This window comes from Bradyrhizobium sp. GW821-FHT12B03, assembly GCF_058807535.1.
Window position 1 is genome coordinate 62,342 of record NZ_JBXAQU010000010.1, and the last position, 24,876, is coordinate 87,217.

The window sequence follows — 24,876 nt, forward strand, 5'->3', positions numbered from 1 at the left end:
CGCGCATCAGACTTTGCGCTCTTTATGAATTGCTACGAATGGAGTTCAGTCGTGCAAGCCAGCATTTTCAGCGACGGTCGAACTCTCGCTGGTTTGTCCTTCCAACCGCGTGCGCGCACGGACTTTGGCCTGCACGCCGCCTCTTCGATTCCTATGGTTCGGTGATGCAGTGACGCAATCCAAAGACATCCCGGCCGACCTCGCCTGCCCACTGATAACGATCGCCATTCCAACATTCAACCGGGCGGCTCTGTTAAAGGGATGCGTCGCTGCCGCGCTGGCGCAGAGCTACCCGCATTTTGAAATTGTCGTCTCCAACAACGCTTCTCCGGATGACACCGAGAAAGTGTTGGCCGAATTCGACGACGCAAGGCTGCGCGTTATCAATCAGAGCACAAATATCGGCCTGCTTCCAAACTGGAACGCCTGCCTTGCGGGCGCGAAAGGCGACTACATTCTCTTTGTTGCCGACGACGACAGGATCGCGCCCGTCATGCTGGAGCAATGCGTGCGCCTGATCAGGCAGGAACCGCATCTTTCAACCGTCATCACGCTGAGCGACCTTTTTGCGGCTTCGTTTGGTCGAACGAAGCCTGCTCGCACCAGTCGATCTCACCACACCGGAATTTGGGACGGCACCGAGATCCTGCTGGACTTCCTGACGGACCAGATCACGGTCACGATGTGCAGCGTTCTGATGCAGACCGACCTTTTGCGAGCGCGCGGCGGTCTCCCGCTTGAGCTGCCTCATACCGCCGACATCGCTGCCTGGGCGCCGCTGCTTCTCCTCGGCAAATCCGGTTTCGTGAATGAGGCCTGCGCGACGTTTACCTATCACAACACGTCCGAGACGGCGCGGCTGGGGGCCGAACAGCTTCTCCTTGACGGACGGAAGGTGGCCGACCTCATCGCGCGTACCGCGGCTATCCACGTTGTCGACGCCCAACAACGCAAGACGATCCAGATCGAGGCCAGGCGCTGCTTTGCGCGTCGCGGGCTGATCGCCCTATCCGACTTTCGCGCCAGCGGCGGGGCGATACAGGCCCTGTTAGGTGTCATGTGGCGGTTTCGCCGAGATCTGTACGGCGTTACGCCCAACGCCCTCCTTCGTTTCATGGCCAAGGTCAGTTGCCCTCAACCTCTCGCCATCCGCCTGCGGGCGTTACAGCGTAGCGCTCCTGGACGGCCCGCCTAGCGGTTTCGCCAAAGGCGAGCTCGTTGCCGCCGGTGGCTCATTTTTGAGCCATGCCTTTCTTGACGACTGTCAACTCGTCGGCTGGATCTATGCACACTCTGCGACCGCATGTCTGTTCTATCATTCATTGAGTTCCTGCTGCGCGCCCTGCAGGCTGACAAGGTCCGGCACGATCTCACGGCGCAAGCCGCCGACGTGCACGCAACCCATCGCCCTGGCCCATCTTCAAGATAGTGAGCCCTGCCTCCATGCCCGCTTCTGCCCGCCGTTTCGTCATCGTCTTGATCATCATGGCGATGCGGGCCAGCGTGATGGGGACAAAATTCGCTCTCGCCCTCTTCATCGCTCACTACCTCGATCTATCGTCCCTGGGTCTGTATGGCCTCGCCTCCGGCGCGATCGCAATTGTGCCCGTCATCGTCAACACTGGAATGAATCACCTGTTGATGCGCAACGCCGTCACGGCCTCCGCCGATGAACTGACCGATAGCATGCGGCACCACTGGACCTTCGTGTTTTCGGTCTATGCTGTCTTGCTGGCGTCTGGCGTTGTTATCACTGTCACGTTCGGCACCCCTGCGCTCTGGCTTCTCATCGTCACTGCGATGTTGTTCGAACAGGTCGGCAATGACGTCTTCTACCTGCTTTCGAGCATCCAGAACCACGTATCGGCCAACGCAATCGCTTTCCTCCGCAGCGCCGCATGGATACTTGTTTATATTCCGCTTGCCGCCTGGGATCCGACCCTTAGAACGCTCTCCTACCTCTTTACGTTCTGGCTGGCGGGCGGCTTGCTCTCGCTCGTTCTTTTCGTTTACCTGAGCTGGTCCTGGCCGTGGCGGGCCGCCTTTTCTTTGCCGTTCAGGGCCTCTGTGGTCACAGGCACCCTCCGGAACTCCGTGCTCTTTTACGTCAGCGATCTCAGCTTCATAGCCAGCCAGTATGTCGATCGATATCTGGTCACGCTGTTTCTGGGAATAGAGGCAGCGGGCATCTATTTTCTGTTCTGGACCGTAGCGAATGCTGCTACCGCCTTTCTGGGGTTGGTTCTCGGACAGAAGCAGCGCCCTCTTCTCATCAACGCATATAAGGCCGGAGGACTGCCTGGTCACAGCCAGTTGGCCCGGCATTTCCTCCAAACGACGATCTTGGCCACCGCGGCCCTGAGCATTGCGGTAGCCGCGGCGTTTCAAATTCTCGCGCCTTGGTTGAAGCAGGCTTCACTCGCAGGCCATTGGACCGCATTCTGGCTCATCGTTGCCGGCATCGCGTTCCGATATGTGACGGAGTTCCTGGGCATGGGCCTATTTACGGCACATCGCGATCACATCACGACGCTGACCAACGTCGTGTCGGTATGTGTGCTGATCATCGCACAGATGATACTGCTCCCAATAATTGGCCTGCACGGCGCAGGGGGAGCGATCCTGATCACATTTGCCGGCATGGCACTGTGGCGCTACCAGTTGCTCTTTGGCTTCTCGCTGGCCCCCCCCGACGCGCGGCAGGTTCGCGCCTAGTTCAAGATCGTTCTTCGAAATCGTTCCTGGAGTGCGACGCACTTCATGTCGGCTCGATCGAGCGAGGCCGAGCGACGTTTGATCAACGTCAACGCGACGTAACGGTCGCGTAATCGGTCCGCCTGAACACGCAATCGACCTCGAGCAGCGACACGGGATCCTCCGAATAATACGTGACTGGACGCATCTGGGCCAACGTGAATCCCGCCTCCCTCATGAAGCGGAGCGCTTCGTCGAAGCCCCACGTGCCCTGGTAAAGATGTATGAGAGGCAGCTCCAACTGCACGCCAAGCAGGGACGAGAGGACTTGTTTGCTACCATTCAAGACATTTCGCTCGAAACCCTGCGTATCAATTTTCAGAAACACGCGGCCGCCGGCGAACTCCGCAAAAATGGCATCCAGTGTCTCGATCGGGACCGTTTCCACGCGAACGACATCTGCCTCATAGATGCTATTGCGGCCAATATCCGTCTGGCTGACGATCGAGCTCATCGCCGTGTTCTTGCTGACGTTGATTTCTATTGAGCCGGCGGCGTCGCCAAGCGCCATTCTCCGGCAATCCCAATTGTTGTCCGATGCGCAATTCCGTTGAAGGTGGCTGAAGGTATCAGCCACCGGCTCAAATGAGACGATTCGCCCTTCATAGCCACGCGATCGTATTTCCTGCGCGAACTGCCCTTCATTGGCGCCGACATCCAGGACCACATTGATCGAACGAGATCGTAGAAACTCGACCAGGTCCGGATGATGGCGACGGATTTCATACCCTGTCGACCGAACCATGGATTTCAGTTGCTCTTTCACAGTCATGCCGCTCCCCTGTGACACCGTTCCGCTGCCAGCTCGCTGCGGTTATGGGCCGGGAACTGCCTCGCCAACTTGACCTTTGACAATTCCCTCGGGGCAAAACGTGATTTTTGACTGTGCGAGCGAGTGCCTTGCTAAGCCCAGCGAGTCACCGAACGAGCCACGAGCGAGTACGGTCACGCCATGAAGATATTCAGCATCTGTTGCGTTCGGGACGAAAACGATATCGTTGCGGAGGCACTGGAAGCTGCGCTTCGTTGGAGCGACAGGATACTTGTGTTTGACAATGGTAGTGTCGACGGCACCTGGGAGACGGTCCAAGAAATTTCTCGCAGAACCTCGAAGATCGAGGTCGTTGGCCGCGACGATCGCACATTCACAGACGAACTCCGTGGGGAAATCTTTGAATCTTACAGAAGCATCGCGTCTGCCGGAGATTGGTGGTGCAGGCTCGATTCCGACGAAATCTACATCGATGATCCCATTGGCTTTCTGTCGGGCGTCCCCGACAAATACGGCTTTGTATATTCTGCCTCGTTCAATTTCTATTTCACCGACGTTGATCTTCAAAGGTACCATCAAAATCCGGCGAAGTGGCTGGCCAGACCTGCTTCGCAGCGGCTCAGATTCTATCAGAACAACTGGAGCGAGCCGCGATTTGTTCGCCATCGGAACGACCTCAACTGGAGTGGCTTGGTCTGGCCCGATAACCGCGGCCGAACGTTTCCTTCGCGAATTCGACTGAAGCACTTTCCTTACCGCTCTCCAGGTCAGATATCCCGTCGTCTCGAAATACGCCAAGAGCAACCCGTGCTCTTCAAGCACGAAGCGAACCGGGCTCTCGCGAAGATTGCTCGACCGGATTGGTCTGCCGGACACGCCGAACCGATAGTTTTCGAAGCGGCGTCATGGCAGGATCGAGTGAGGAGGGCATATGAATGCGACCTCGACCGCGGTGATGGCGCCTTCGTCACTCGCAACGATCTGATGCCCCCCCTCCCATCCGCTATCGGCGACCTGCTGAAAGCTGGATTGCAGGCGACGCAGCTTGGACGAGCTCTGCTTTCACCCGTGCTGAAGCACCGCCGGTGTCAACCTGGTCGTCCGTAAGTCGCCCGGACATGATCGCTCCCTACCGGAAGCGGGTGATCCAAGCGGTAGACCGCAGATAGCGATAAAATGCACCGCGGCCGCGGAGATGCTCGAAGCGAGGCGAACGAAACCGGCCTACTTCGATGCTTCGCGTCTTCGGCGGGCGACCAGCAAATCCACTAGGTCATCATCTCCGACATCGACTTCACGCTTCTCGTGACTGGCCATCGCCCCTCTTGCGAGATCCGGGCCAATGATGAGCGCAAAACCAAGCAAGATGCCGCCTATCAAGGCCAGACCGATGAGATGCGGGATCTGTGGAAACACGGGCGCGGTCGGCGTTATCGCTCGTTGGACGACCCGCAGGCTCGACAGCTGACTTTTCTTCGCGACCTCGGAGCTGATCTCTTCCTCCAGGATGCGGTTCGCATAGTGCGCGGCCGCCGCCGATGATGTGGTGAGGGCGCGTTTCAGTCGCCCATATTCGGCTTCCTTCGCGGACAGGGACGCCAGGTCCTTGTTCACATTCTCGAGCTCGGCGCCCAGCTGGCTCAGCAGCATCGTCGACCCATTGAGGTCGGCGTTGACTTTCATGAGCGTAGCCATGTTGTCCTGATAGACCCTCACCAGGAGCAACGGCGGAATTTCGTCAGGCTGATCAGGCTCCTTCGCGACGCTTTCTGCAGCCTTCCGGGGATCCTGCCCTCCGAGCGTCTTCACCATTCGGCTAACGGTCTTCGATTGTGAAACCGGCCTCAGGACCTGCAGTTGATCCACGATGGCCTGTTTTTGCCCTTTTCGTTCTTCGATTGTCGCGCGCGTGGTCGAGATCGACGCTGCCAGATCGTTCGCTCGCTTGAGCAGGAGCTGCCGCTGCTCGTCGACCGAGTAGATCGACGCCTCGACTGAGAATGTTTTCAGGTTGGCCGCCGCTACCTCGGCCTCTTCCTCGAGGCGCTTCGTCTGCTGCTGGAAGAACTCCTGTGCGCCCGGCATTTGGACGTCGGTGCTCTGAATAGCGACCAACGCGTTTGCGAGTTCATTCAGGTAGCTCGCCGCAATCGACGGATCGGCATGTCGGAACGTTATTCGAAGCAGGTCGGATCGCCCTTCTTGTTTCGCAATGACACGATCCCGCAAGCTCAAAATGGCAGATTGGTTGCGCTCGATCGCCGCTCGCGCTTCCGGCTCCATGGCTGCCTGCTCCTCAGGCCGCGGTCTCGATCCCGCCGGCTCCCTGGCAAACGCGTCGCCGAAGTCGATTTCCTTTCCCCACTGCCAGAATTGCGCCAACAGCGTCGGATTTGAGTTCGAGGAAAGGCGATCGTACCCTACTGCACCCGCCGCCTCCAGGATGACGTGATCGATTTTTGCGATGCGCGACAACGACTCCATTCGGCTTTGAAGGTCGACGCCTTCACCCAGCGGGCCGTTATTATTGTTCCCTGATCGCTCCTTGATACCCTGCCCTGCGCGTAGAAGGGTATATGCCTCATAACGCTCGCCCGAGACCGCATAGTACAGGAACGCCGCGCCGGACGTCGCAAGGAGGCACAAATAGATTATCCATTGGCGACGCCAGAAGAGACCGAATGGATTGGAGAACAACATACTTCTGCCGCGTTCCACTGGAGACCCCGCTTGCTCGCTCTGTACCTGAGCCGTTCTATGCGACGCGGTTTGAGCGGTATTGACCACCGTCAAATCGGAGCTGGCCGATCGCCTACACGCTCGCTCTGCCGTGCTCTCCTCGGCGTTTCCTGCGGGTTCCGACATGCCCAGCGAGACACCGGGCATGAGCTGAAGCGATAGACGAAGGTGGAGATACTTCGCCGTGCAGGATCTGACTGTAGACAGAGAACGGGTGCTGCATACCGTTCATCCGTCCATAGCACTCAAGAATCAGTTTTTCTTGATAACTTGCGCCGGGCTCGTGTTCATGAATTTCCTGACGTTCGCTTACCATCTGTCAGGATCGAATCTATTCAACGTCATAAGCAATGCCGTAAGTCTTCTGCTCATTGCTTACTCATTCTATCTCGTGCTTATCGCGGGAAAGGGCAGCACCTTTTATGTGGTTCTTCTGGTTCTCTCATGTGCGTTCGTCGGCGCGAGCTGCCTGGCCAATGTCGGCAGCTTCGAGATAGCCTCCGCCCTGAAGTACCTGTCTCTGTATTCCTTCTTCGTGGCAGGCCGCAGCGTTCCAGGACGCTTTCGACGCGCCGAGAAGCGGTGTCTCTACGCACTCATCATCCTGCCCCTCTTGTTCAAGTTGATTGGCGAGACGAAGGTCTACACCGGGTTCGAATACCCAGACGTGTTCTCTTATTTTCCCAATACGAATACTGCGGCACTGTATTTCTCTGCCGTATTCTTTGCCCTGTCGCCTTGGTTCGGAAACAAGGTGCTGGTCCTGCAATTTGTCAATGCAGCCGTGATGAACAGGGTCGGCCCGGCGTTAGCGACTATTCTTGCCTTCGGCATGTGGTCGATCTTCCCGCTTCGTGCGCGGGTGTTCGTCGCGTTTTTTCTTTTGGCGATTGGCTCCTTGCTCGCGTTTGAGCTTGGCGCGCTGGATCGATTTGTGACGGGACTTAACGCCATGGCCCTGATCATGGACCTTGGACCGAGCACGATCGCGCGAATGCCGGCGAAACAGTTGATAGAACTGACCGGCACGACCGACATGTCCGCTTTCTTCCGCATCACGCATTGGTCGAACATCTGGGCGATATATTCGTCCCAGGGGATCGGGGGAATACTGTTCGGCTATGGCGCAAATCAGACCGGCATGTTGACCGTCCTTCCTCTGCCACCGCACAATGATTACTTGCGGGTGATGGCGGAATACGGACTTCTCAATCTCCTGGTTTTCGTTCCCTTCGTGCTCTCTATTGCGCTTTCTATCCGGCAGCAGGCCGCGAGGATCCTCTTTACCGTACTGCTGATCTACTTCTTCTCCGAGAACCTGCTGGACAATTTCACGTCCATGGTGCTGTTTTTCTCGAATGCAGGCCGATTTACGTCCGGACCGTCAACGGCTACGCGTCGCTCACGTCAACCTGATTTCCTGCTCCGTTGAAGATGGAAAATCGGGGCGCCCCGTGAACTTTGGCATAACGCAACTGACAAACGGGCGCGCATGGAATTTGCCGATACTGCTCTAAGAGACGCCAACCTCAGGACACTCCGTGTGGACTTCTTGAATTCGGATCTGATCAAGCAGAACACCGCCGGGCAGAGCGAAGGGTTTCCCGTTGGCGTGCCACCAAGCTACAGCTGGTACCGGGGCTGGAATTTCGGCGGGCAGTTGTCGCCGCCCGCAGACTTCACCGCCGTCGAAGGATGGGGCCAGGTTTATCAGGAGGTGGGAGCGCCCGATTACTTCAATCCGCATGCGAGCGTCGAAATCGCCGACGCAAGGACTTACGTCCACGTCAAACAAACGAGTGAGTGGTTGTTGGTCCAGGATCAGTCCAAGCTTCAGTTGACCGGCGGCCATTTCGTCCCTGACTTCGCTGGAAATGTCGCAATCCGAATGAAGGTGATACCGCTCTCCGGTGCACATACCGCCTTCGATCCCCCTCCGCCTGGGTACAACAACCACTTCTGGTACGGATCGCGAGGGACATACGCTGCTGGAACGGTCGATGCCGTCTACGTGCAGATGAACATGCGGGTATCGGATCCAGATCTGAGACTGGTCGCCATGGTCGGCGCCGACTGGTGGCGGGATGCAACCGCTCCATACCTCGACGATCACAGCAATAATCCCGGCATTGGCGGCACCAACTGGGTTCGGCTCTCGACCGAGTGGAAAACCCTCGGATATTATTCCATGACCACGGAACAATTTCAGGCAGATCCCCCTCCGTCCCTGTTTCGATCCGGTTCTTCGTTTGCCTCTTCCGCCACGGCAGCGCCCGCCCCACCCAAGTTTACCTCGCCCGATCCGGACGCGGGCGTTGTCGGCAATGTCACGGCCTCCGGAACTCTCGAATTGACGGGCACGGCGGAAGCTGGGACCACAGTAGCAATATTTGACGGGGCCAAGCAGATCGGCGCGGCGATGACGAACGCTGGCGGCGCATGGAGCTTCACGACGCCGAGATTGTCGAAGACAGATTATTACTTCACCGCGCGGGCAACCGACGTCGCGGGAAACACCAGCTCGGCGTCACCGCTGTTGAACATCAAGGTCGATGCCACTCCCGTGCCGTCGCCGGCCGGCGACAAGCCCTTGATAAGAAGGACGCTCGATGCGTTGGGCGAAGGTGCCGAGCGGCTCGATCTTAAACACAATGACGGAAATGCCCGGAAGACGCCCATAGAGAAGGGCGATCACTTCTCAGCCGGCGTGGGTCCGCAACATCAACCTGACCAACCGACCCATCCTGGCGCCGCCCTCTCCGACTCGCTTGTTTTACTGCCCATATTCTTCTGCGCAATGATGACGCTGCGCCGAAGCAGCTCGCGCAATCGAGTTGCGTCCAGGTTTCCCGCGCCGGCTGCCCGGCACGACGTTCTGCGCGGCGCTAAGTGATTGCAGGGTCAGGCCGCTCTTTCCGCGACGGTTTCTTGAGATTCGTCAAGTCAGCCGCCGAGTGGCCGAGTACCAGATGCTCGGAGGCCCGTACCTAAGCGTAAAGGCTTATTGCCATGCTGCCTTCAGCTCATGAGCGCGTTCTTCTCTCGCCGCACAGTGTGATACGCCCATTCACGCGGCTTAGATCCCTCTCGATCGCAGCTTCTCTCGCTCTGGTCGCCGTCGGCTACAATCCGGCTCCGGCGAACGAGTTCCGAACGCCATCGAGCGAAGTTGCGGTCCCCACGCCGTCGCTGGACTTCGTAGCGCAGAACACTCCCGGCTACAGCGAAGGCTTTCCGGCTGGCGTACCCAAGACGTATTCCTGGTGCAACGGCATGACCAAGCCTCCCGGAAACGGTGAGCCGCCGTCCGATTTCACGGCCGTGACGGCACTGAGCTCGATCTATCCGAAATTCGGCGAACCGGAATACTCGAATCCGGACGCAAAGATCGTCATTGCAAACGCAAAGACCTACGTACGCACGCGTGCGACAAAGGAGTGGACTGTCGTACAAGATCAAAGCGAAGACGAGATCGCGGGAGCGCATTTCGCGACAAACGCTTCCAGAAATACCGCAAGCGAGATGAAGATCGAGCCCCGGGACGGCGTCATCAATATTAGCAGTCCCCCGCCGGCCCGTAACGGCACGTTTTGGATCGTAAAGCGTGGCGCCTATACGGCCGGCGCAGTCGACACAGTGTACGTGCAAATCGACATGAAGACGACCGATCCGAAAATGAAGCTGGTCGCCAACGTCGGAGCAGAATGGTGGCGCGCTCCAGACGCAGCCTACACGCGGGGAGTCACGAACAGCCAGGGAGCAGGCAACAGCAATTGGGTTGAACTGTCCACCGACTGGTCCACCCTGGTCTTCTATTCCGGAAGCACGGCGCAGTTTGTCGCAGATCCGCCTCCGCCGTTTGCCGAATCGGCCTTGGCGACGAAGCCTCCTCGTACACAACGCGCGGCAAATACCCCGTCCCCTTGTATGCGCACCCTGGCACCCAGGTAGAACGGCTCCCACTACCGGACTTTCCTGCATGGCGCTGCTGCGAACGTCGTTAACGCGGCGGAGGCGCTCGCAAACTATCGAATTGTTAGCCGGAGGCCGCGGGCATCGTAAGCCGCTCGAAGCCCCCTCGGGAAGCTGGAAATCCAAACTGCGTAAGCTGATTTGACGTTCGCCCAGCCACCCTGGTGTCGTTCATGCGACCAAATATGCCAGCTGCAACTTTATGACGCTCGAAATTGTCACCGGCAATCGAGTACGGATGAGCGCACTGGGCGCAGAACGCTGTCCAAGCCTTGCCGAAAGGCTTGGCACGGTGGTCGGAGGCAGCGCTTACAACAACAGTGTGAGCGTCCGCTTTGACGGAAACAAATCGTCAGTCACGCTGCATCAGAGCTACCTAGAAGTTATCTCGCCGCACGACCGAGAACCGGGCTCTACTGGCAATCCGCCGTCCAGCATATCCGACACCAACAAATAGCTACGGCTGCACGAGAAGCGCATGGCGCTCCAGGCTCGGCTTTCTCCAGCAAACTAACGATCATGCTGAACCGACTCCTTTCGCTCCTTGATGTTCGTCCGCTATTCGAAGCGACGCAATCCCTGACTGGAATCGGCGTCGGCCGTATGGGCGCTGTGCTGCACGCCCATCGCCCAAAATGAGTGTTTCGGACCAGCGTGCTTCTTGAGATTCGTCAACTTCACCTGCTGAGCGAAACCTAGCCTACCGTCTCGAGGGTCTCCCATATGAAGATCCGCTCCCGAACGCTGACTGCGCACAGACACAATTAGCTTCACGGTCTGCGGCTCACCGCTTGGAATGAAAACGCATCGATTTTGATCAGGCATATTTCAGTAACGAGGCTAGCCGTGCCATCAGCAATTTATGGACCCAATGATCGGCTCCTGGAATTTCATGGTCGTGGCGACCTGTTGCAGCGACCATTTCAGATCGTCATTGTGGCGGGCGACGTCCTCTCCATCCTTGCAAGCTATCTTCTCACTGGCTTCTTCTACCACCGCTTCGTCGGGGCCTCTCCAGATCAGGAGGCTCCAATCGGAGCAGGAATGATCGTGGCGACGGTCTTCGTTGCCATCTCGTGCTTCCAGGGCGTCTACGAAGGCAATCGCCTACTTAATGGAATTTGGCAGGCCCGCAGGACTGTTCTGATCTGGGCGCTTTCGTTGACGATCCTGGCAATCGTCGCTTTCCTTTTGAAGTCGTCCGCCAATCTGTCTCGCGGAACCATCATGCTGTTTGCGTTTACCGGCTTGCTCAGCGTGGCCGCGCATCGGATATTTTGGCGCGTCGGCATGACATCAACTTTCGCGAAAGAACATCTTATCAATCGCCGGATCATGCTCCTCAGCCTCTCCCCCCCGGATTTTACTTCGCACCCGTTCAAGGACCTGGGCAAGAACGGCTTTCGTGTCGTACGGAATTTCATATTTGACGTGACCAGCAACGATCGGCCAGGGCTGGAACGGCAACTTCTGGCCGCAGTTCAAGAGTCACGCGCCGCGCGCGTGGACGAATTTCTAATTGCCATTAATTATGATCAATTGCCGATGCTGCCGGTCCTCTGCCAATTCCTCAGACAGACCCCGCTACCGGTCCGCCTGCTTCCCGATCCCACCATAGCCGATCTTGTATCGCGAGCCCTCGTCCCCGCCGGCGCAACAGTCGCCATTGAGATCCAGCGGATGCCGCTTTCGCTGTTCGAGCGGGCGCAGAAACGCTGCCTCGATCTCGGCGTTGCGGCCGTCGCATTGCTGTTGCTTGCGCCCTTTCTGATTGGGGCAGCAGTATTGGTCAAATTGGACTCCCCTGGCCGCGTCATCTTTCGACAAGCTCGTCGAGGCTTCAATGGCAGGCAATTTAACATCTTGAAATTTCGCAGCATGACAACGCTGGACAACGGCGATTGCATTCAGCAGGCAACCCGGGACGACGCGCGCGTAACCCGGGTCGGGAAGATTCTGCGCAAAGCAAGCGTCGATGAGCTGCCTCAGCTCTGGAATGTACTCCGCGGCGACATGTCGCTGGTCGGCCCACGCCCGCACGCGCTCGCCCATGACAATTACTATGACAAAATAATCGGTAACTATGCTTATCGTCACCACGTGAAACCGGGCCTCACTGGCTGGGCCCAGATTCATGGGCTACGCGGAGAGACACCCACCATCGATTTAATGGAAAAGCGTGTCGAGTATGATGTGTGGTACATTAGCAATTGGAGCATTTGGCTCGACATTCGAATCCTGGTCCGGACTGCAATTGTGCTGGCCCGGCAAGATGCCTACTGAAGAAGACGCCAGAATGCTTTCGGTCGTAGAAAGAACTTGTGCAGTTTGACCGCCGAGAAATTGTCGATCAGGTCTGTCCGTCCTTCAACGACATCACGTGCGAGCGCAGTCCAGGAGCATGATCATCGATCTTCTAACGATCCTCTTTATTATCGGTGGACTCGCACTCCTCTGGTCGAATTCGCGATCCAACCGCGACGTCATCGTCACACGGGACCCACGGGAACCTGAAGATTACGATCCGCCGCGAAGCAAGCGGCGTCCATTTTAATTGACTTATCCATTTGATAACATGGCGGTCCAGGTGGGGGGAGCTCCACACCGCGTGAATTGTCGATTTTGAGGAACTTTATCGCATCTCAAGCACTGTACCCTTATGGTGAAACTATTGGCTGGGCGAGAACATAGCTCTCGATACCCTTCCTGTGGCGACAGAGGATCGCCCTGATCGAATAGGAACTTAATTAATACGCCACAACTTGATCCATCGGATCGTTTATGCGTTTTGCATAGCCTTAGAAGGTGAGTGTTTGCCCTCAATACTTCTAATTGATGCCCAGGGTGTTTATCGGCACGGCATGAAGCAACTCATCGAGCATGGGATTGCGGATTGTCGTGTGCGCGAGACGTCGAAGATTCAGTATTCGGATCTGGTTGAGCCCGTTGATCTGGTCATCATCGACTCAAAGAGTCTAGACGAACGGTCTACCGAAATTCTCGAGGATGCCCACGACCGGAATCCGAAGATGCGCTACGCGTTCATGTCAGCATCCAGGAATCGCGCCGACGTTCTGAACTGTTTGTCCGCAGGGTTTCATGGATACCTGCATAAGCTTCAGCCCGACGGCGAATTGATATCCGGGATTTCTGACCTGCTTTCGGGGCGAATCTATGTGCCGTCTTGGCTTGCGCATGATCAGGAGAGGGGATCCGGCTTCGGCTCCTTGGCTGCGCCTAGCCTTGAGCTCGAAGCTGTGAGGCTCTCTCGCAGGCAGACCGAGATACTCCCCCTGCTAGCGAAAGGAATGTCGAATAAGGAAATCGCTCGCGTGCTCGACATCGCCGAAGGGACTGCCAAAGCCCATACGACTGCTGTCCTACGCGCGCTCGGCGCCCACAATCGCACCGAAGCAGCCTTCCTAGCAGCTAGACTGGTCGGGGCGAGGGCCGGCTCGAGGAAGCCGCCAAGTGGACGTTTCGTTTCGCTGGGAGATCGAGCCCAACAGATGCCCCGGACAAAGCTTCGTTAGATTTGATCGGCCATTGCGATGAGCCAAGATCTTCTTTCCTCATCGCTTCGAATGTTCGGATTGGATTGGCTTTCGGCCGCACTAACTGCCGGGAATTGAGTTCATGAGTGTGTGCAGCAGCTGCTGAAACTTTGGAGGCGGCCCGGTCCATGCCCTCGGGCCCGATAAGGAAAGAAGCTTTGAAGAAGGCCAGGAGCTTCCCTGCGCACCTCGACCTCTTGGTGTGATCTGATCGACGCACCGGCCATCAAATTGAACAGGAGGCCCAGCTTTTGAGCTTTGCAGACGGACGCTCTCGTGTCGGTTGCGTCGCTCGGCTGATAGGTTCGTGCAATCTCTCCCCGTCATTCAGCCAACTGACTCCGTTTGCAGCCACCGCTTATCACGTCTGGTATTGAGAGAGGCGGCAGTCGCGGCAACCTAGCGCTGGAAGCTTCTATTCGGTGCGGGAGTGGACCTCGCGCCCTCCATGCACCGGCCCTTGGCGATCGACGCCGATGTCGACCACGAGTACCGCGTCGCCCCCGAGAAGCGGGACGCGTGGAGCGATTTGACGCCCTAGCCCACCTTACAACTTGATCATAGCCAAATTCGGCATCGTCTCGCTCCCTTGGCTTCCTTTCCACGAAGGATGGCTTCCACCAGGCGATCGGCGTAATGCGTGAGTGCCTCCGAGCAACCTGCGCCGACAGAGGCGACGGAGATCTATCGCCACGCCACTTCGGCCCGGCCCTTCCGGAGAAATCACCGTGGTTGACCAGCACTCCGGGATCCAGTTCGCCATGTTTGATGGTGACAAGCGAGTGCTCTGCGAAGTTGACTGGGGTCCTCTGGTCGACCGCGCAACAGTCGATGGCGCCGATGAGTCGGACAATCTCGCGACCTATCATCGGCATCGCGAGGCGATTCAGGCCATAGCTGGCTAGAATTATGATGCGGGACAAGAGAGGCCGATTGTCACGACCTACCAACTCACACCGCTCCCCCAGACCCGTAAATTCTCAACCTTATGGCCGCTTACTTGCAGACACGACTTCGCGTTCTCGCGGCACATTTTGCCCGAGCTTTGCCACCCTCGTTAAGCCAAGAGGACGCAGGGAAGGCCGGGTGCTTGCTGGCACTCGCGCTACCGCGCGAATGGTGCGTAGAAACAACTCACAGCAGCATACAGGTGTATGCCAATCACTCGGCCTTCCCTGCGCCGTAAGCACACAGGCATAGACGCAGACCCGCCTGCTTGAACCGGCGGTGTCCTCGGCTGTTGCTGAGCCAGGGATTACTTGCCGGAGGCGGCGGCATTCCAAATTTGCTGTACATTCGGCAATCCGGCGGCTTTGAGTGTTGTCAGACGTCAAGTTCAGCTCCCGAAAGTCTCTAAAGTGCGGCCGCAATTTGGGGGACGAACGGTTGGAGTGGGCTGGCCATACGCGCGCTTGGACGCTTGAGACTGGCAGCAAAGTGTGGCTGAGGACCAGCGCTAAGCGTCGTACTTTTCCACCCAAGGGTATTGAATTGCCTATCGTGCTGGGAGATGAAATGGTTATCAGAAGCACGGTGGTGAGCTCCTCGCCTACACGAATTGTCATTGAACTGGACAGCGGTCACCTCAGGTGCCTCGCGCCCGGAATGTCAGGCTTGTCACCCCGTGGATTCCCCGGCTCTGAATGGATCGTGCAGTTGCGCGTGTAATCGATCGTAGATCGGACTGTTCGCGCCTTACAAGCAGCGGGTGCACTGCCGCGACCCGTAAATTCCCAAGTACTTCAAAAAGAAAGCCCCGCCGACCTGAGGGGTGGCGGGAGTTTGAAGACAAGCTTTTGGCAATCGGCGGGCACCGATTGCAGGAATCGCTTTTAGCATGGCCGGCCCGCCAGCGTGAACCTTCACCCCGTAGAAGAGGCCGCTCACTGAGGTCGGAAACGGGTGAGCTGCTGCCGGTTCGATGGACACCGGGTTAAGCTAACCCCACCTTGCGCTCGAACTCAACCGGGCTGAGATAGCCGACGGGCGAGCACTGCCCTTCAGAATGTCTCGCCGGAGACAAATCTCTCGTTTCGTTCCTATCGATCGTACGTAAAGGGCAGCCGGAGTCCTCGCATCAATAACTGCGCCGGTGCGGCGAACTCCTCAAACCGCCATGGTCAAGCGACCCCGCGCCGAACGTCCATAATTCGATGGGGAGTTGAGGGAGCCGAAATGCGAATTCGCGACCGCCAATGCTCCGCCCGTGTCGCCGCTGCGTGCGGGTTAGAATGCGGCGGATCGACATCGCCGCCCGAAGGACTCGAATACACGGACGGGCCAATTTGAGCTCAGTTATACGGGGGTTGTATGAAAATCGAGCGCAGGCATCAAAATCCTTCCATGAACCGGAGAGAAGAGCCTGATTCTACTAATGAAAGCGCCTTGGAGCGGGTGAAGGGAATCGAACCCTCGTATTCAGCTTGGAAGGCTGCTGCTCTACCATTGAGCTACACCCGCGTTGGGCGATCACCTAACACGGCCCGGCGGCGGTCTCAACTGCCCCTGGCAGGACTTTCCCGCCTCGCGGGCGGGCTTGTTCCCGGCCCTTGGGCATCGCTTGGCCCACCTCTTAACGGCGAGACGATTTCGTCCTATATTGGGTCTCCCGAAACCAACGAAAGGAGGTGATCCAGTGTCTTGTCTCAAGCGCTGTCACCTCGCTGGGATCGCCCGCTAAGCTCTGAACAAGGCTTGGCATCGGGGCGCTCTCAGCCCTGGACCAGCGAGCAAGAAATCGGGCGCGACGGGGCCTCCCCGCCGCGCCTTTTTCGTGGGCGGGTGCCGCTCAGGCGGGCGGTTCACCCGCGAGCACATCGCGAATCTTCTGCGACAACTCCGACTTCCGGTACGGCTTCTGAAGCAGCGCCACGCCGGGATCGAGATGTCCTTCGTGGACGATGGTGTTGTCGGTGTAGCCTGACGTGTAGAGCACCTTCACGCCCGGCCGGCGGAGCCTGATAGCTTCGGCCAGTTCCCGCCCGTTCATGCCGCCGGGCATGATGATGTCCGTGAACAGGAGGTCGAAACTGGCGCCCTGGTCGACCAGCGCGAGTGCGGCGGCGCCGTCGCCGGCCACCAGCGTGCGATAGCCAAGACTGCCGAGCTGGGCGATGACGTAGCCCTGCACCAACGGGTCGTCCTCGACCACGAGTATCGTCTCGTGCCCGCGCGCCGCCGCGGGCGGCTGAACCGGTGCCGTCCTGGTTGGCGCCTCGCCCTTCGATTGCGGCAGGAACAATTGCATCACCGTGCCGCGCCCCTCCTCGCTCTCGATCGCGACGGTGCCGCCGGTCTGCCGGGCAAAGCCGTAGACCATGCTCAGCCCGAGCCCGGTGCCGCGGCCGACCCCCTTGGTGGTGAAGAACGGCTCGAACACGCGCTCGCGGATGTCGGCGGGAATGCCGTGACCGGTGTCGGCCACCGCGATCATCACGAAGGCACCGCGCATGACATCGCCGTCGCCGCTACGCATGCCGTCGAGCTCCCGGTTCGCGGTCTCGAGCGTAAGCCTGCCGCCACCCGGCATCGCGTCACGCGCGTTGACGGCGAGATTGACGATCGCCGAGGAGAGCTGCGAGGGATCCGCCATCGCGGACCAGGCGTCGTCGGCGAGCCGGGTCACGATCTCGATATGCTCGCCCAGGATCGGCCGGAGCAGCTTCGCCGTCTCGACCACGAGGGCGTTGACGTCGATCTCGCGCGGCTCCAGCGGCTGGCGGCGCGCGAAGGTCAGGAGCTGCGAGGTGATCTCGGCGCCGCGCGCGGCCGCATCGTCGATCAGCTGCGCGATCGCGGCGAACTGGGGCTTGTCCGCAAGCTCCTCCTGGATGATCTCGATGGTGCCGGTGATGACCGTCAGCACGTTGTTGAAGTCGTGCGCGACGCCGCCGGTGAGCTGGCCGATCGCGTCCATCTTCTGGGACTGGCGGAGCCGCTCCTCGGTCTCGTGCTGCTCGGTCAGGTCGGTGGCCGAGCCGCGATATCCCATGAAGCGGCCGTCAGCGGCGAACACCGGCTGGCCGTTGACGCTGAAATAGCGCACCCGTCCAGCCGCGTCACGGCCGCGATACTCGAACTTCCGGAACGGCTCGTGGCGATCCAGCAGCGCAATGTGCTCGCGCCATTTCTCCGGCTCGGACTCGCGGTCGAATGCGGCATCGAAGCGTCGCCGGCCCATCGTGGCTTCCCGATTCATGCCGAAGGCGTCGAACCGTTCCGAGACATAGGTGAAGACGTGATCCGGCCCAGTCTCCCAGAACCAGTCGGACGCGGTCTCGGCATAGTCGCGGAAGCGCTGCTCGCTCGCGCGCGCGTCGTCTTCGGCGCGCCGGCGGATCTTCAGGTCGCGCTCGAGATTCGCATTGGCCTCGCGCAGCTCGCCATAGGCCCGCTCGAGATTGCCGCACATGGCGTTGAAGGCGTCGATCACCTTGTCGAGTTCGTCCGGATCGTAGGGCGGCCGGCGCTCCAGGTGCAAAGGCGGCGGCGGTCGCGCCAGGCTGTATCTGCTGACGAAGTCGGCGATGGCGACGAGGTGCCGCGTCACCAGCAGGTGGAACATGTAGATGATGAACAGCGAGACGAGAAACGTCTTCGCCGCCTGGCTGGCCAGGATGACCAGGGCCCGGTTCAGCAATTGATGATAGACCTCGCTCAGCGTCGCCTCGACATGGAGCACGCCGATCGGGCGCGCGGTGCCCTGCACGGTGGTGGTCAGCGGATAGTCGCGCGTCACGATTGAACGGGTGTTCGGCTCGCCGACCGCGACACGGATCGGATTGGGACGATCGGCGATCTCGCGCACTTCGGCGGCACGGATGTCGGGCAGCCGCAGGATTCCGTCGAGCTGGAGCTTGAGCTGGTTCTGGTCGAGATTCCACAGGCTCTCGCCAAGGCTGCCGGTGGTGCTGCGGCCGATCTCGTCGAGCCGCGTCTCGATGACGCCGATCTCGCGGTCGTAGTCGAGATAGAGCTGAAGCGCGGTCAGCATCAGCGTGACGATCGAGGAGAACAGCAGCACGGCGGCCAGCAGGCGAGGCCCGACACCGCTACGCGACCAGTTGAAAATCCGCGACAGCAGCGCCCCCAACATCGCCGGCGCAAGCGGAGCGCCGATCCCGCTCAAATCCGGCTTCGCGGCTGCCGGGGCAACGGCACGGCTGCGCTTGGAATCCTCGTCGCCTGCATTGCCCATGCACCACGTCCCCGGAATGGTGGCATCCTGCTCCGGCCGGCCGGTCGCGGCCGCAAGCAATTCGATCGTTGAGACTTTCCCTTCACGCGATCTGCGTGGCGATTCCTGCCGGCCCATGGGCGGCTTGAGGTCGGCGGGGTCATATCTTGCGCCCAGCAGCAGGATTCTCGCGTAAACTATCACTTCGCGTGCTAGAATGACATCGGTTAAAGTCCGGAGTCGCTTGCCCGGCGGGCGAGCGATCGCAGTTGCAGCCGGCGCGCAGGCGCCACTCCCGGTAGATCGCGCAGGCCTCCGAATCCGGTGGTAGCAATGCACGACCAAGGAGACGCGTGATGTGGCGGATCGCCGTCACTTGCCTGTCGCTGCTCGCAGCCGGTCCAACGCATGCGCAGGAGCTGATCCGGCTGGCGCGCATCGCCGACATCCCCGATCAATATGTCGGCGGCGAGATGCTGCGGGCCGTCTACGCCAGGCTCAACATCAAGCTCGAATTCGAGGACGTCCCCGGCAAGCGGGCACTCGCGCTGTCGAGCGCGGGCGAGGTCGACGGCGAGGTCCAGCGCATCGGAACGCTCTCGCGCGACTACCCGACGCTGGTCCAGGTCACGCCGCCGATCAACTACATCGAGCCTGCGGTATTCACGACGAAACTGCGTTTCGACGTCGCCGGCTGGAGTTCGATCAGGGACTACAGCATCGGCATCGTCCGCGGCGTCGGCTCCTCGGAGGCCGGTACCCACGACATGGCCCGCGTCACGGCGACCACCAGCCTCGAGAGCATGGTCAAGATGCTCGACGCCGACCGCTTCGACGTGATGGTCACCGACCTCTTCAGCGGGCTCGTCGCGGTACGGAAGCTCAACCTGCAGGCCAGGATCTTCCCGCTCTCCCCGCCGCTCGGGCGCATCCACATCTATCACTATCTGCACGAACGTCACCGCGATCTGGTGCCGAAGGTCGGCAAGGTGATCGCGCAGATGGAGGCGAGCGGCGAACTGGCCACGCTGCGGGAGGCGCTTATCAAGCAGGTCCTGAGCGCGCCCTGACGCGGCGGCTCAGGTCGTGCGAAGCCGTTCGCGCAGCGCGACGGCGGCGATCAGCACGCCGACGCACCAGGCGACGACCGCCCGGTGGGGCTCCTCGCCGAGGAGCACGGTGAAGATGCTGGTGAGCAGGCACGGCGCGATCGCCTTGCTGTTCCGGCTCGCCAGCGAGAGCAGGAACGGCATCGCGGCGATCGACATTTGCAAGGCGCTCATCAAGACGCTCATCCGGGAAAACCGGTCTCGCGCGAGGCTTCAGAAGCCGCAGACATTGAGCGCGCGCGGGCGTTTGCCGCGGCGGCTCTCGACGATGCGTTCGCCGCCGTTCTCGGCCGAACTGCCGTAATAGCGGTGATGACCGCTCTGGTCGTGCAGATCGGCAGGCTCCGATTGTGCCGTCCGCCGCGCGTCGCAGATGATCTTGATGGTGTGACCCGACATTGCCGCCTCCGATGGCCTTCCGTGTTCTTGTGGCCATCAGTCGCCTCGGCTTTGGGCAGCGTTCACCCCACTCAGCCGCAATCGGGTTTCAGGACGGTTTCGTCGCGGCCTGCACGACGCAATATTTTGTGGTCGGGGATTGTCGGCGCGCACCGGAGTGATACGTCCTCTGGACGCGCGCAGCAACAAAACGAGGTGACGATGCTATACGCCATTCTGGCCTATCATGTGGAAGACGAGCTTTTGTCCTGGACGCCGGAGCAGGACGCGGCGGTCGTGGCCAAGGTCATCGAGGTTCAGGCGCCCTTGAGGGCAAGCGGACATTTCGGGCCGGCCGCCCGCCTGGATGAGACCCGAAAGGCCCGCACCCTGCGTGGCCCCGGCGCGGGCGTGGTGCTGGACGGCCCGTTTGCCGAGACCAAGGAGCAGCTTCTGGGCTTCCACCTCGTCGAATACGACACCGATGAGGAGGCTATCGCGGCGGCGCGGAAGCTGCGCCAGGTCAATCCGTCGGCGGTCTACGAAATCCGCCCGGTCAAGCTTTACGTGCCGGCCGATGGGTTCGGCGCGACGTAGAAGCGCTGGATCAGGAGGCCGCCGAAGGCGATGAACCACACGAAGGGCGCGATGTGCGGGGCAAACGCCGCCACGATCGTGCCCGGGATGAACACGAGCAGCGGAAACAGCGAGGCCATGATTTCCTGGCGCCAGCTTCCCAGGATCAGCCACCAAAGCCAGGCATTGAGGCCGGCGATCGCAGTCAGGTGCAGGCCGTAGAGCGCGGCGACTGCGCTGCTCATGGCGTAATTGGTGTAGAGGCCATTGGTCACCGGCAGCAGCACGATCGAGAGCAGGAAGAACAGATTGAGGATCACCGCGCCACGGCTGCCGACCGGCTGGCGCGCCAGCCGGCGGTGATGGCTGATCCAGAACACGCCGGCGATGATGAAGCTGAGCGCAAAGCCCGCGAGCTTGCCCGAATACACCCGGGCGAGATCGCTCCAGTCCGGTGCGCTGGTGAACACCGCGGCCTTGGGCAGGTCGTAGGCCAGCAGCGTCATGGCAACACCAAAAATGGTGTTGCTGAGCGACTCCAGCCGCCGCATCTCGAACTGTTCGGCCTTGAGCTCGGTCATGCCGGGTGCACGCATCTCGGACTGGAACCTGGGTCGCCTTTTCCCTAGGTGTTAAATCCGGTTCCGTCCAGCCGCATTGCGATTCGCCAGGAGATCGCCGACTCTCGTGGTTTCACCGGGGCGATTCGTGGCAACATATCTGGACACGCTCAATGCGGAGCAGCGCCGCGCCGTCGAGCATGGCGTGGCCGAGGGCGCGACCGTGGGCGCCCCCCTGCTCGTCATTGCCGGCGCGGGCTCCGGCAAGACCAACACGCTGGCCCACCGCGTCGCCCATCTGATCGTTGCGGGTGCCGATCCGCGCCGCATCCTGCTGATGACGTTCTCCCGGCGCGCGGCGGCCGAGATGGCCGGCCGGGTCGAGCGCATCGCCAGAAAGGTGCTCGGGGAGAACAATGCTGCGATCATGCGCGATGCGCTCAGCTGGGCCGGCACTTTCCATGGCATCGGCGCGCGGCTGCTGCGTGAATATGCCGAGCGGATCGGCGTCGATCCCGCCTTCACGATCCACGACCGCGAGGATTCCGCGGACCTGATGAATCTGGTCCGGCACGAGCGCGGCCTGTCGAAGACCGAGAGCCGCTTTCCCGCCAAGGGCACATGCCTGTCGATCTACTCCCGCTGCGTCAATGCCGAGATGGAGATCGAGAAGGTGCTCGGGGCGCACTATCCCTGGTGCGCGGGCTGGGCAGCCGAGCTGAAAGGCCTGTTCGCGGCCTATGTCGAGGCCAAGCAGGCCCAGCACGTGCTCGATTACGATGACCTGCTGCTCTACTGGTCGCAGATGATGAGCGACGCACTGATCGCCGAAGAGATCGGCGGCCGGTTCGACCACGTGCTGGTCGACGAATACCAGGACACCAACCGCCTTCAATCCTCGATCCTCTTGGCACTGAAGCCCGACGGACGCGGCCTCACCGTCGTCGGCGACGACGCGCAGTCGATCTATTCGTTCCGCGCCGCCACCGTGCGCAACATCCTGGATTTTCCGCAGAGCTTCTCGCCGCGCGCCGAGATGATCACGCTCGACCGCAATTACCGCTCGACGCAACCCGTGCTGGCGGCGGCCAACGGCGTCATTGGCCTTGCACGCGAGCGCTTCACCAAGAATCTCTGGACCGACCGCAGCTCCGCGCAAAAGCCGCAGCTCGTCACCGTGCACGACGAGGCCGACCAAGCCCGCTACATCGTCGAAGCGGTGCTGGCCAACCGCGAGCAAGGCGCGCTGCTCAAGCACCAGGCGGTGCTGTTCCGGACGTCCTCGCATTCGGGTCCGCTGGAGATCGAGTTGACCCGCCGCAACATCCCTTTCGTGAAATTCGGCGGGCTGAAATTCCTCGATGCCGCGCATGTCAAGGACGTGCTGGCATTGCTGCGCTTCGCCGAAAATCCGCGCGACCGCGTCGCCGGTTTTCGCATCCTGCATCTATTGCCGGGCGTCGGCCCCGCGACCGCGCAGCGCGTGCTCGACCAGATGGCGGAGAGCATGGATCCGCTGCACGCCCTCGGTCAGCTGCCGGTGCCGGCGCGCACCGGTGCCGACTGGACCGACTTCGTCCGCACCGTCGAGAACCTGCGCTATTCGGAATGGCCGGCGGACCTGGAACGCGTGCGGCTCTGGTACGAACCGCATCTGGATCGCATCCACGAAGATTCCGAGACGCGCCGCGCCGATCTGATGCAGCTCGAACAGATCGCGAGCGGCTATGCCTCGCGCGAAAAATTCCTGACCGAGCTCACGCTCGATCCGCCGGATGCGACCAGCGACAAATCCGGCCCGCCGCTACGCGACGAGGATTATCTGATCCTCTCCACCATCCACTCCGCCAAGGGCCAGGAGTGGAAGTCGGTATTCGTGCTCAACGTGGTCGACGGCTGCATGCCGTCCGATCTCGGCGCCGGCACCTCTGCCGAGCTCGAAGAGGAACGCCGGCTGCTGTACGTCGCGATGACGCGCGCCAAGGACGATCTCCACCTCGTCGTGCCGCAGCGCTTCTTCACCCATGGCCAGCAAGCCAAGGGCGATCGCCACGTCTACGCCTCGCGCACCCGCTTCATCCCGGAATCCCTCGTCCATCTGTTCGAGCGCACCGCCTGGCCGAAAGCCGCCGCCGGCGCGGCACGCACCGCGGCGCAGGGGCCCAAGATCGACATCGGCGCAAGAATGCGGGGGATGTGGCGGTAGACGCAAGAGGCCGACAGCGACGGCTGTCAGGATAGCTGGAACAACAGAGGTCCGCCATGAAGGCCGTCGTCGTCGAGCAATACGCGCCCATCGATCAGATCGAGCTGAAGGACGTTCCGCCCCCGCCCATCCAGCCCGGACAGTTGCGCATCCGGGTCGAGGCCGCAGGGATCGGCTTTGTCGATGGCTTGAAAATCCAGGGCCTCTATCAGACCAAGGATCCTCTGCCCTTCATTCCCGGGACCGAGTTCGCAGGGATCGTGGACGAAGCTCCCGGCAGGCCCGGGGGCTACCAGCCCGGTATGCGGGTGATGGGCATGACACGCTCCGGCGCGCTGGCCGAAGAGATCGTCGTCCAGCCCGAAGCGCTGTATCCCTTGCCGGATGGCGTTGCGGCCGAAGTCGCTGCCTCGTTTCGTGCCAATTACCTGACCGCGCTCTATGCGCTCAGTGCACGCGCCTCGCTCTGCGCAGGCGAGCAGCTTCTGGTGCTGGGCGCCGCCGGCGGCACGGGAATCGCGGCAGTCCAGATCGGCAAGCTGCTCGGCGCGCGCGTCATCGCAGCGGCCTCGACACCGGACAAGCGTGCGTTCGCGCAGGCGCACGGCGCCGACGCCATGATCGACTACACGCAGGCCGGCTGGCGTGACACGCTGAAGGAATTGACTGGAGGGCACGGTGCCGACGTGATCTTCGACCCCGTCGGCGGCGACATCTCGGTACAGGCCTTTCGCTCCATCGCCTGGCGCGGGCGCCATCTCGTGGTCGGGTTTGCCGCCGGCGCAATCCCCGCGCTGCCCTTCAATCTGCCACTGTTGAAAGGTGGCGCCCTGCTCGGTGTGGACCTTGCGCAGATTCCAGTACGCGAACCCGAGACGCAGAAGCGTTTGATGTCGGAACTGACGGGCTGGCTGGCCGAGGGCAAGCTGAAGCCCGTGGTCGGCCAGATCTTCGCGCTGGGCGATTTCCGCGAAGCGTTCAGGACCATGCAGACGCGCGGAGCGCTCGGCAAGATGGTCGTGCGCATCTCGAAATAGGGCCGACGATCGACACCAGTGCGCAGATGCCCGTGATGCGGCA

20 protein-coding genes and 1 tRNA gene are annotated in these 24,876 nt (G+C 60.5%); 14 read left to right on the top strand and 7 right to left on the bottom strand.

What is annotated here, in order from left to right:
• Nucleotides 1–169: 169 nt before the first annotated feature.
• Both AC1RUR_RS20060 and AC1RUR_RS20065 read left to right on the top strand, forming a co-directional pair.
• The gene (locus AC1RUR_RS20060; RefSeq protein WP_492847077.1) at nucleotides 170–1,195 is read left to right on the top strand and encodes a glycosyltransferase family 2 protein; all 1,026 of its coding nucleotides are present in this window, start codon (nucleotides 170–172) and stop codon (nucleotides 1,193–1,195) included.
• A 248-nt stretch (nucleotides 1,196–1,443) separates the two neighbouring features.
• The gene (locus AC1RUR_RS20065; protein WP_492847079.1) at nucleotides 1,444–2,715 is read left to right on the top strand and encodes a lipopolysaccharide biosynthesis protein; all 1,272 of its coding nucleotides are present in this window, start codon (nucleotides 1,444–1,446) and stop codon (nucleotides 2,713–2,715) included.
• An 88-nt stretch (nucleotides 2,716–2,803) separates the two neighbouring features.
• Here the strand turns inward: AC1RUR_RS20065 and AC1RUR_RS20070 are convergent, their stop codons facing one another.
• On the bottom strand, nucleotides 2,804–3,526 hold the full coding sequence (locus AC1RUR_RS20070) for an FkbM family methyltransferase (protein ID WP_492847081.1): 723 nt from the start codon (nucleotides 3,524–3,526) through the stop codon (nucleotides 2,804–2,806).
• A 180-nt stretch (nucleotides 3,527–3,706) separates the two neighbouring features.
• Between AC1RUR_RS20070 and AC1RUR_RS20075 the strand changes: the two genes are divergently transcribed.
• Complete coding sequence (locus AC1RUR_RS20075) at nucleotides 3,707–4,633, top strand: glycosyltransferase (protein ID WP_492847083.1); 927 nt, start codon at nucleotides 3,707–3,709, stop codon at nucleotides 4,631–4,633.
• 117 nt (nucleotides 4,634–4,750) lie between these two features.
• Here AC1RUR_RS20075 and AC1RUR_RS20080 read toward each other — a convergent pair whose 3' ends face one another.
• On the bottom strand, nucleotides 4,751–6,226 hold the full coding sequence (locus tag AC1RUR_RS20080) for a GumC domain-containing protein (protein ID WP_492847085.1): 1,476 nt from the start codon (nucleotides 6,224–6,226) through the stop codon (nucleotides 4,751–4,753).
• A gap of 223 nt (nucleotides 6,227–6,449) precedes the next feature.
• Here AC1RUR_RS20080 and AC1RUR_RS20085 point away from each other — a divergent pair, with 223 nt between their 5' ends.
• From AC1RUR_RS20085 to AC1RUR_RS20115, 7 genes are all read left to right on the top strand, one after another.
• Nucleotides 6,450–7,697, top strand: a complete 1,248-nt coding sequence (locus tag AC1RUR_RS20085; RefSeq protein ID WP_492847087.1) for an O-antigen ligase family protein — start codon at nucleotides 6,450–6,452, stop codon at nucleotides 7,695–7,697.
• Between the two features lie 60 nt (nucleotides 7,698–7,757).
• Complete coding sequence (locus AC1RUR_RS20090) at nucleotides 7,758–9,158, top strand: Ig-like domain-containing protein (RefSeq protein ID WP_492847089.1); 1,401 nt, start codon at nucleotides 7,758–7,760, stop codon at nucleotides 9,156–9,158.
• A 116-nt stretch (nucleotides 9,159–9,274) separates the two neighbouring features.
• Nucleotides 9,275–10,216, top strand: coding sequence for a hypothetical protein (locus tag AC1RUR_RS20095; protein ID WP_492847091.1), 942 nt, complete (start codon nucleotides 9,275–9,277; stop codon nucleotides 10,214–10,216).
• A 223-nt stretch (nucleotides 10,217–10,439) separates the two neighbouring features.
• Complete coding sequence (locus AC1RUR_RS20100; protein WP_492847093.1) at nucleotides 10,440–10,694, top strand: hypothetical protein; 255 nt, start codon at nucleotides 10,440–10,442, stop codon at nucleotides 10,692–10,694.
• A 389-nt stretch (nucleotides 10,695–11,083) separates the two neighbouring features.
• Nucleotides 11,084–12,520 carry an exopolysaccharide biosynthesis polyprenyl glycosylphosphotransferase gene (locus AC1RUR_RS20105; RefSeq protein ID WP_492847095.1) on the top strand — a complete coding sequence of 479 codons (1,437 nt, stop codon included), beginning with the start codon at nucleotides 11,084–11,086 and terminating at the stop codon, nucleotides 12,518–12,520.
• Between the two features lie 578 nt (nucleotides 12,521–13,098).
• Nucleotides 13,099–13,770 (top strand): LuxR C-terminal-related transcriptional regulator, encoded by a 672-nt coding sequence (locus AC1RUR_RS20110; protein ID WP_492847096.1) that lies wholly within the window; start codon nucleotides 13,099–13,101, stop codon nucleotides 13,768–13,770.
• Between the two features lie 749 nt (nucleotides 13,771–14,519).
• Complete coding sequence (locus AC1RUR_RS20115) at nucleotides 14,520–14,696, top strand: DUF1488 family protein (protein WP_492847098.1); 177 nt, start codon at nucleotides 14,520–14,522, stop codon at nucleotides 14,694–14,696.
• Between the two features lie 1,481 nt (nucleotides 14,697–16,177).
• On the opposite strand, the gene AC1RUR_RS20120 is transcribed toward AC1RUR_RS20115, so the two are convergent.
• Nucleotides 16,178–16,251: transfer RNA gene (locus AC1RUR_RS20120), tRNA-Gly, on the bottom strand.
• A gap of 328 nt (nucleotides 16,252–16,579) precedes the next feature.
• Nucleotides 16,580–18,988 (bottom strand): ATP-binding protein, encoded by a 2,409-nt coding sequence (locus AC1RUR_RS20125; protein WP_492847099.1) that lies wholly within the window; start codon nucleotides 18,986–18,988, stop codon nucleotides 16,580–16,582.
• Between the two features lie 335 nt (nucleotides 18,989–19,323).
• Between AC1RUR_RS20125 and AC1RUR_RS20130 the strand changes: the two genes are divergently transcribed.
• Nucleotides 19,324–20,037 (top strand): substrate-binding periplasmic protein, encoded by a 714-nt coding sequence (locus AC1RUR_RS20130; protein ID WP_492847101.1) that lies wholly within the window; start codon nucleotides 19,324–19,326, stop codon nucleotides 20,035–20,037.
• 9 nt (nucleotides 20,038–20,046) lie between these two features.
• Here the strand turns inward: AC1RUR_RS20130 and AC1RUR_RS20135 are convergent, their stop codons facing one another.
• Nucleotides 20,047–20,250: a hypothetical protein gene (locus AC1RUR_RS20135; RefSeq protein WP_492847102.1), complete on the bottom strand. Its 204-nt coding sequence runs from the start codon at nucleotides 20,248–20,250 to the stop codon at nucleotides 20,047–20,049.
• 39 nt (nucleotides 20,251–20,289) lie between these two features.
• Complete coding sequence (locus tag AC1RUR_RS20140) at nucleotides 20,290–20,475, bottom strand: hypothetical protein (RefSeq protein ID WP_492847104.1); 186 nt, start codon at nucleotides 20,473–20,475, stop codon at nucleotides 20,290–20,292.
• Nucleotides 20,476–20,676: 201 nt separating this feature from the next.
• Between AC1RUR_RS20140 and AC1RUR_RS20145 the strand changes: the two genes are divergently transcribed.
• Entirely contained in the window at nucleotides 20,677–21,051 is a 375-nt protein-coding gene (locus AC1RUR_RS20145; RefSeq protein ID WP_492847106.1) for a YciI family protein, read from the top strand.
• Here the strand turns inward: AC1RUR_RS20145 and AC1RUR_RS20150 are convergent.
• A complete protein-coding gene (locus AC1RUR_RS20150) occupies nucleotides 21,018–21,611 on the bottom strand; it encodes a TMEM175 family protein (RefSeq protein WP_492847108.1) in 594 nt (197 codons plus the stop codon). The two genes, AC1RUR_RS20145 and AC1RUR_RS20150, sit on opposite strands and share 34 nt — an antisense overlap.
• Nucleotides 21,612–21,738: 127 nt before the next feature.
• Between AC1RUR_RS20150 and AC1RUR_RS20155 the strand changes: the two genes are divergently transcribed.
• Entirely contained in the window at nucleotides 21,739–23,796 is a 2,058-nt protein-coding gene (locus AC1RUR_RS20155) for an ATP-dependent helicase (RefSeq protein WP_492847110.1), read from the top strand.
• A gap of 56 nt (nucleotides 23,797–23,852) precedes the next feature.
• Nucleotides 23,853–24,833, top strand: a complete 981-nt coding sequence (locus tag AC1RUR_RS20160; RefSeq protein WP_492847112.1) for an NADPH:quinone oxidoreductase family protein — start codon at nucleotides 23,853–23,855, stop codon at nucleotides 24,831–24,833.
• The last annotated feature ends 43 nt before the right edge of the window (nucleotides 24,834–24,876 follow it).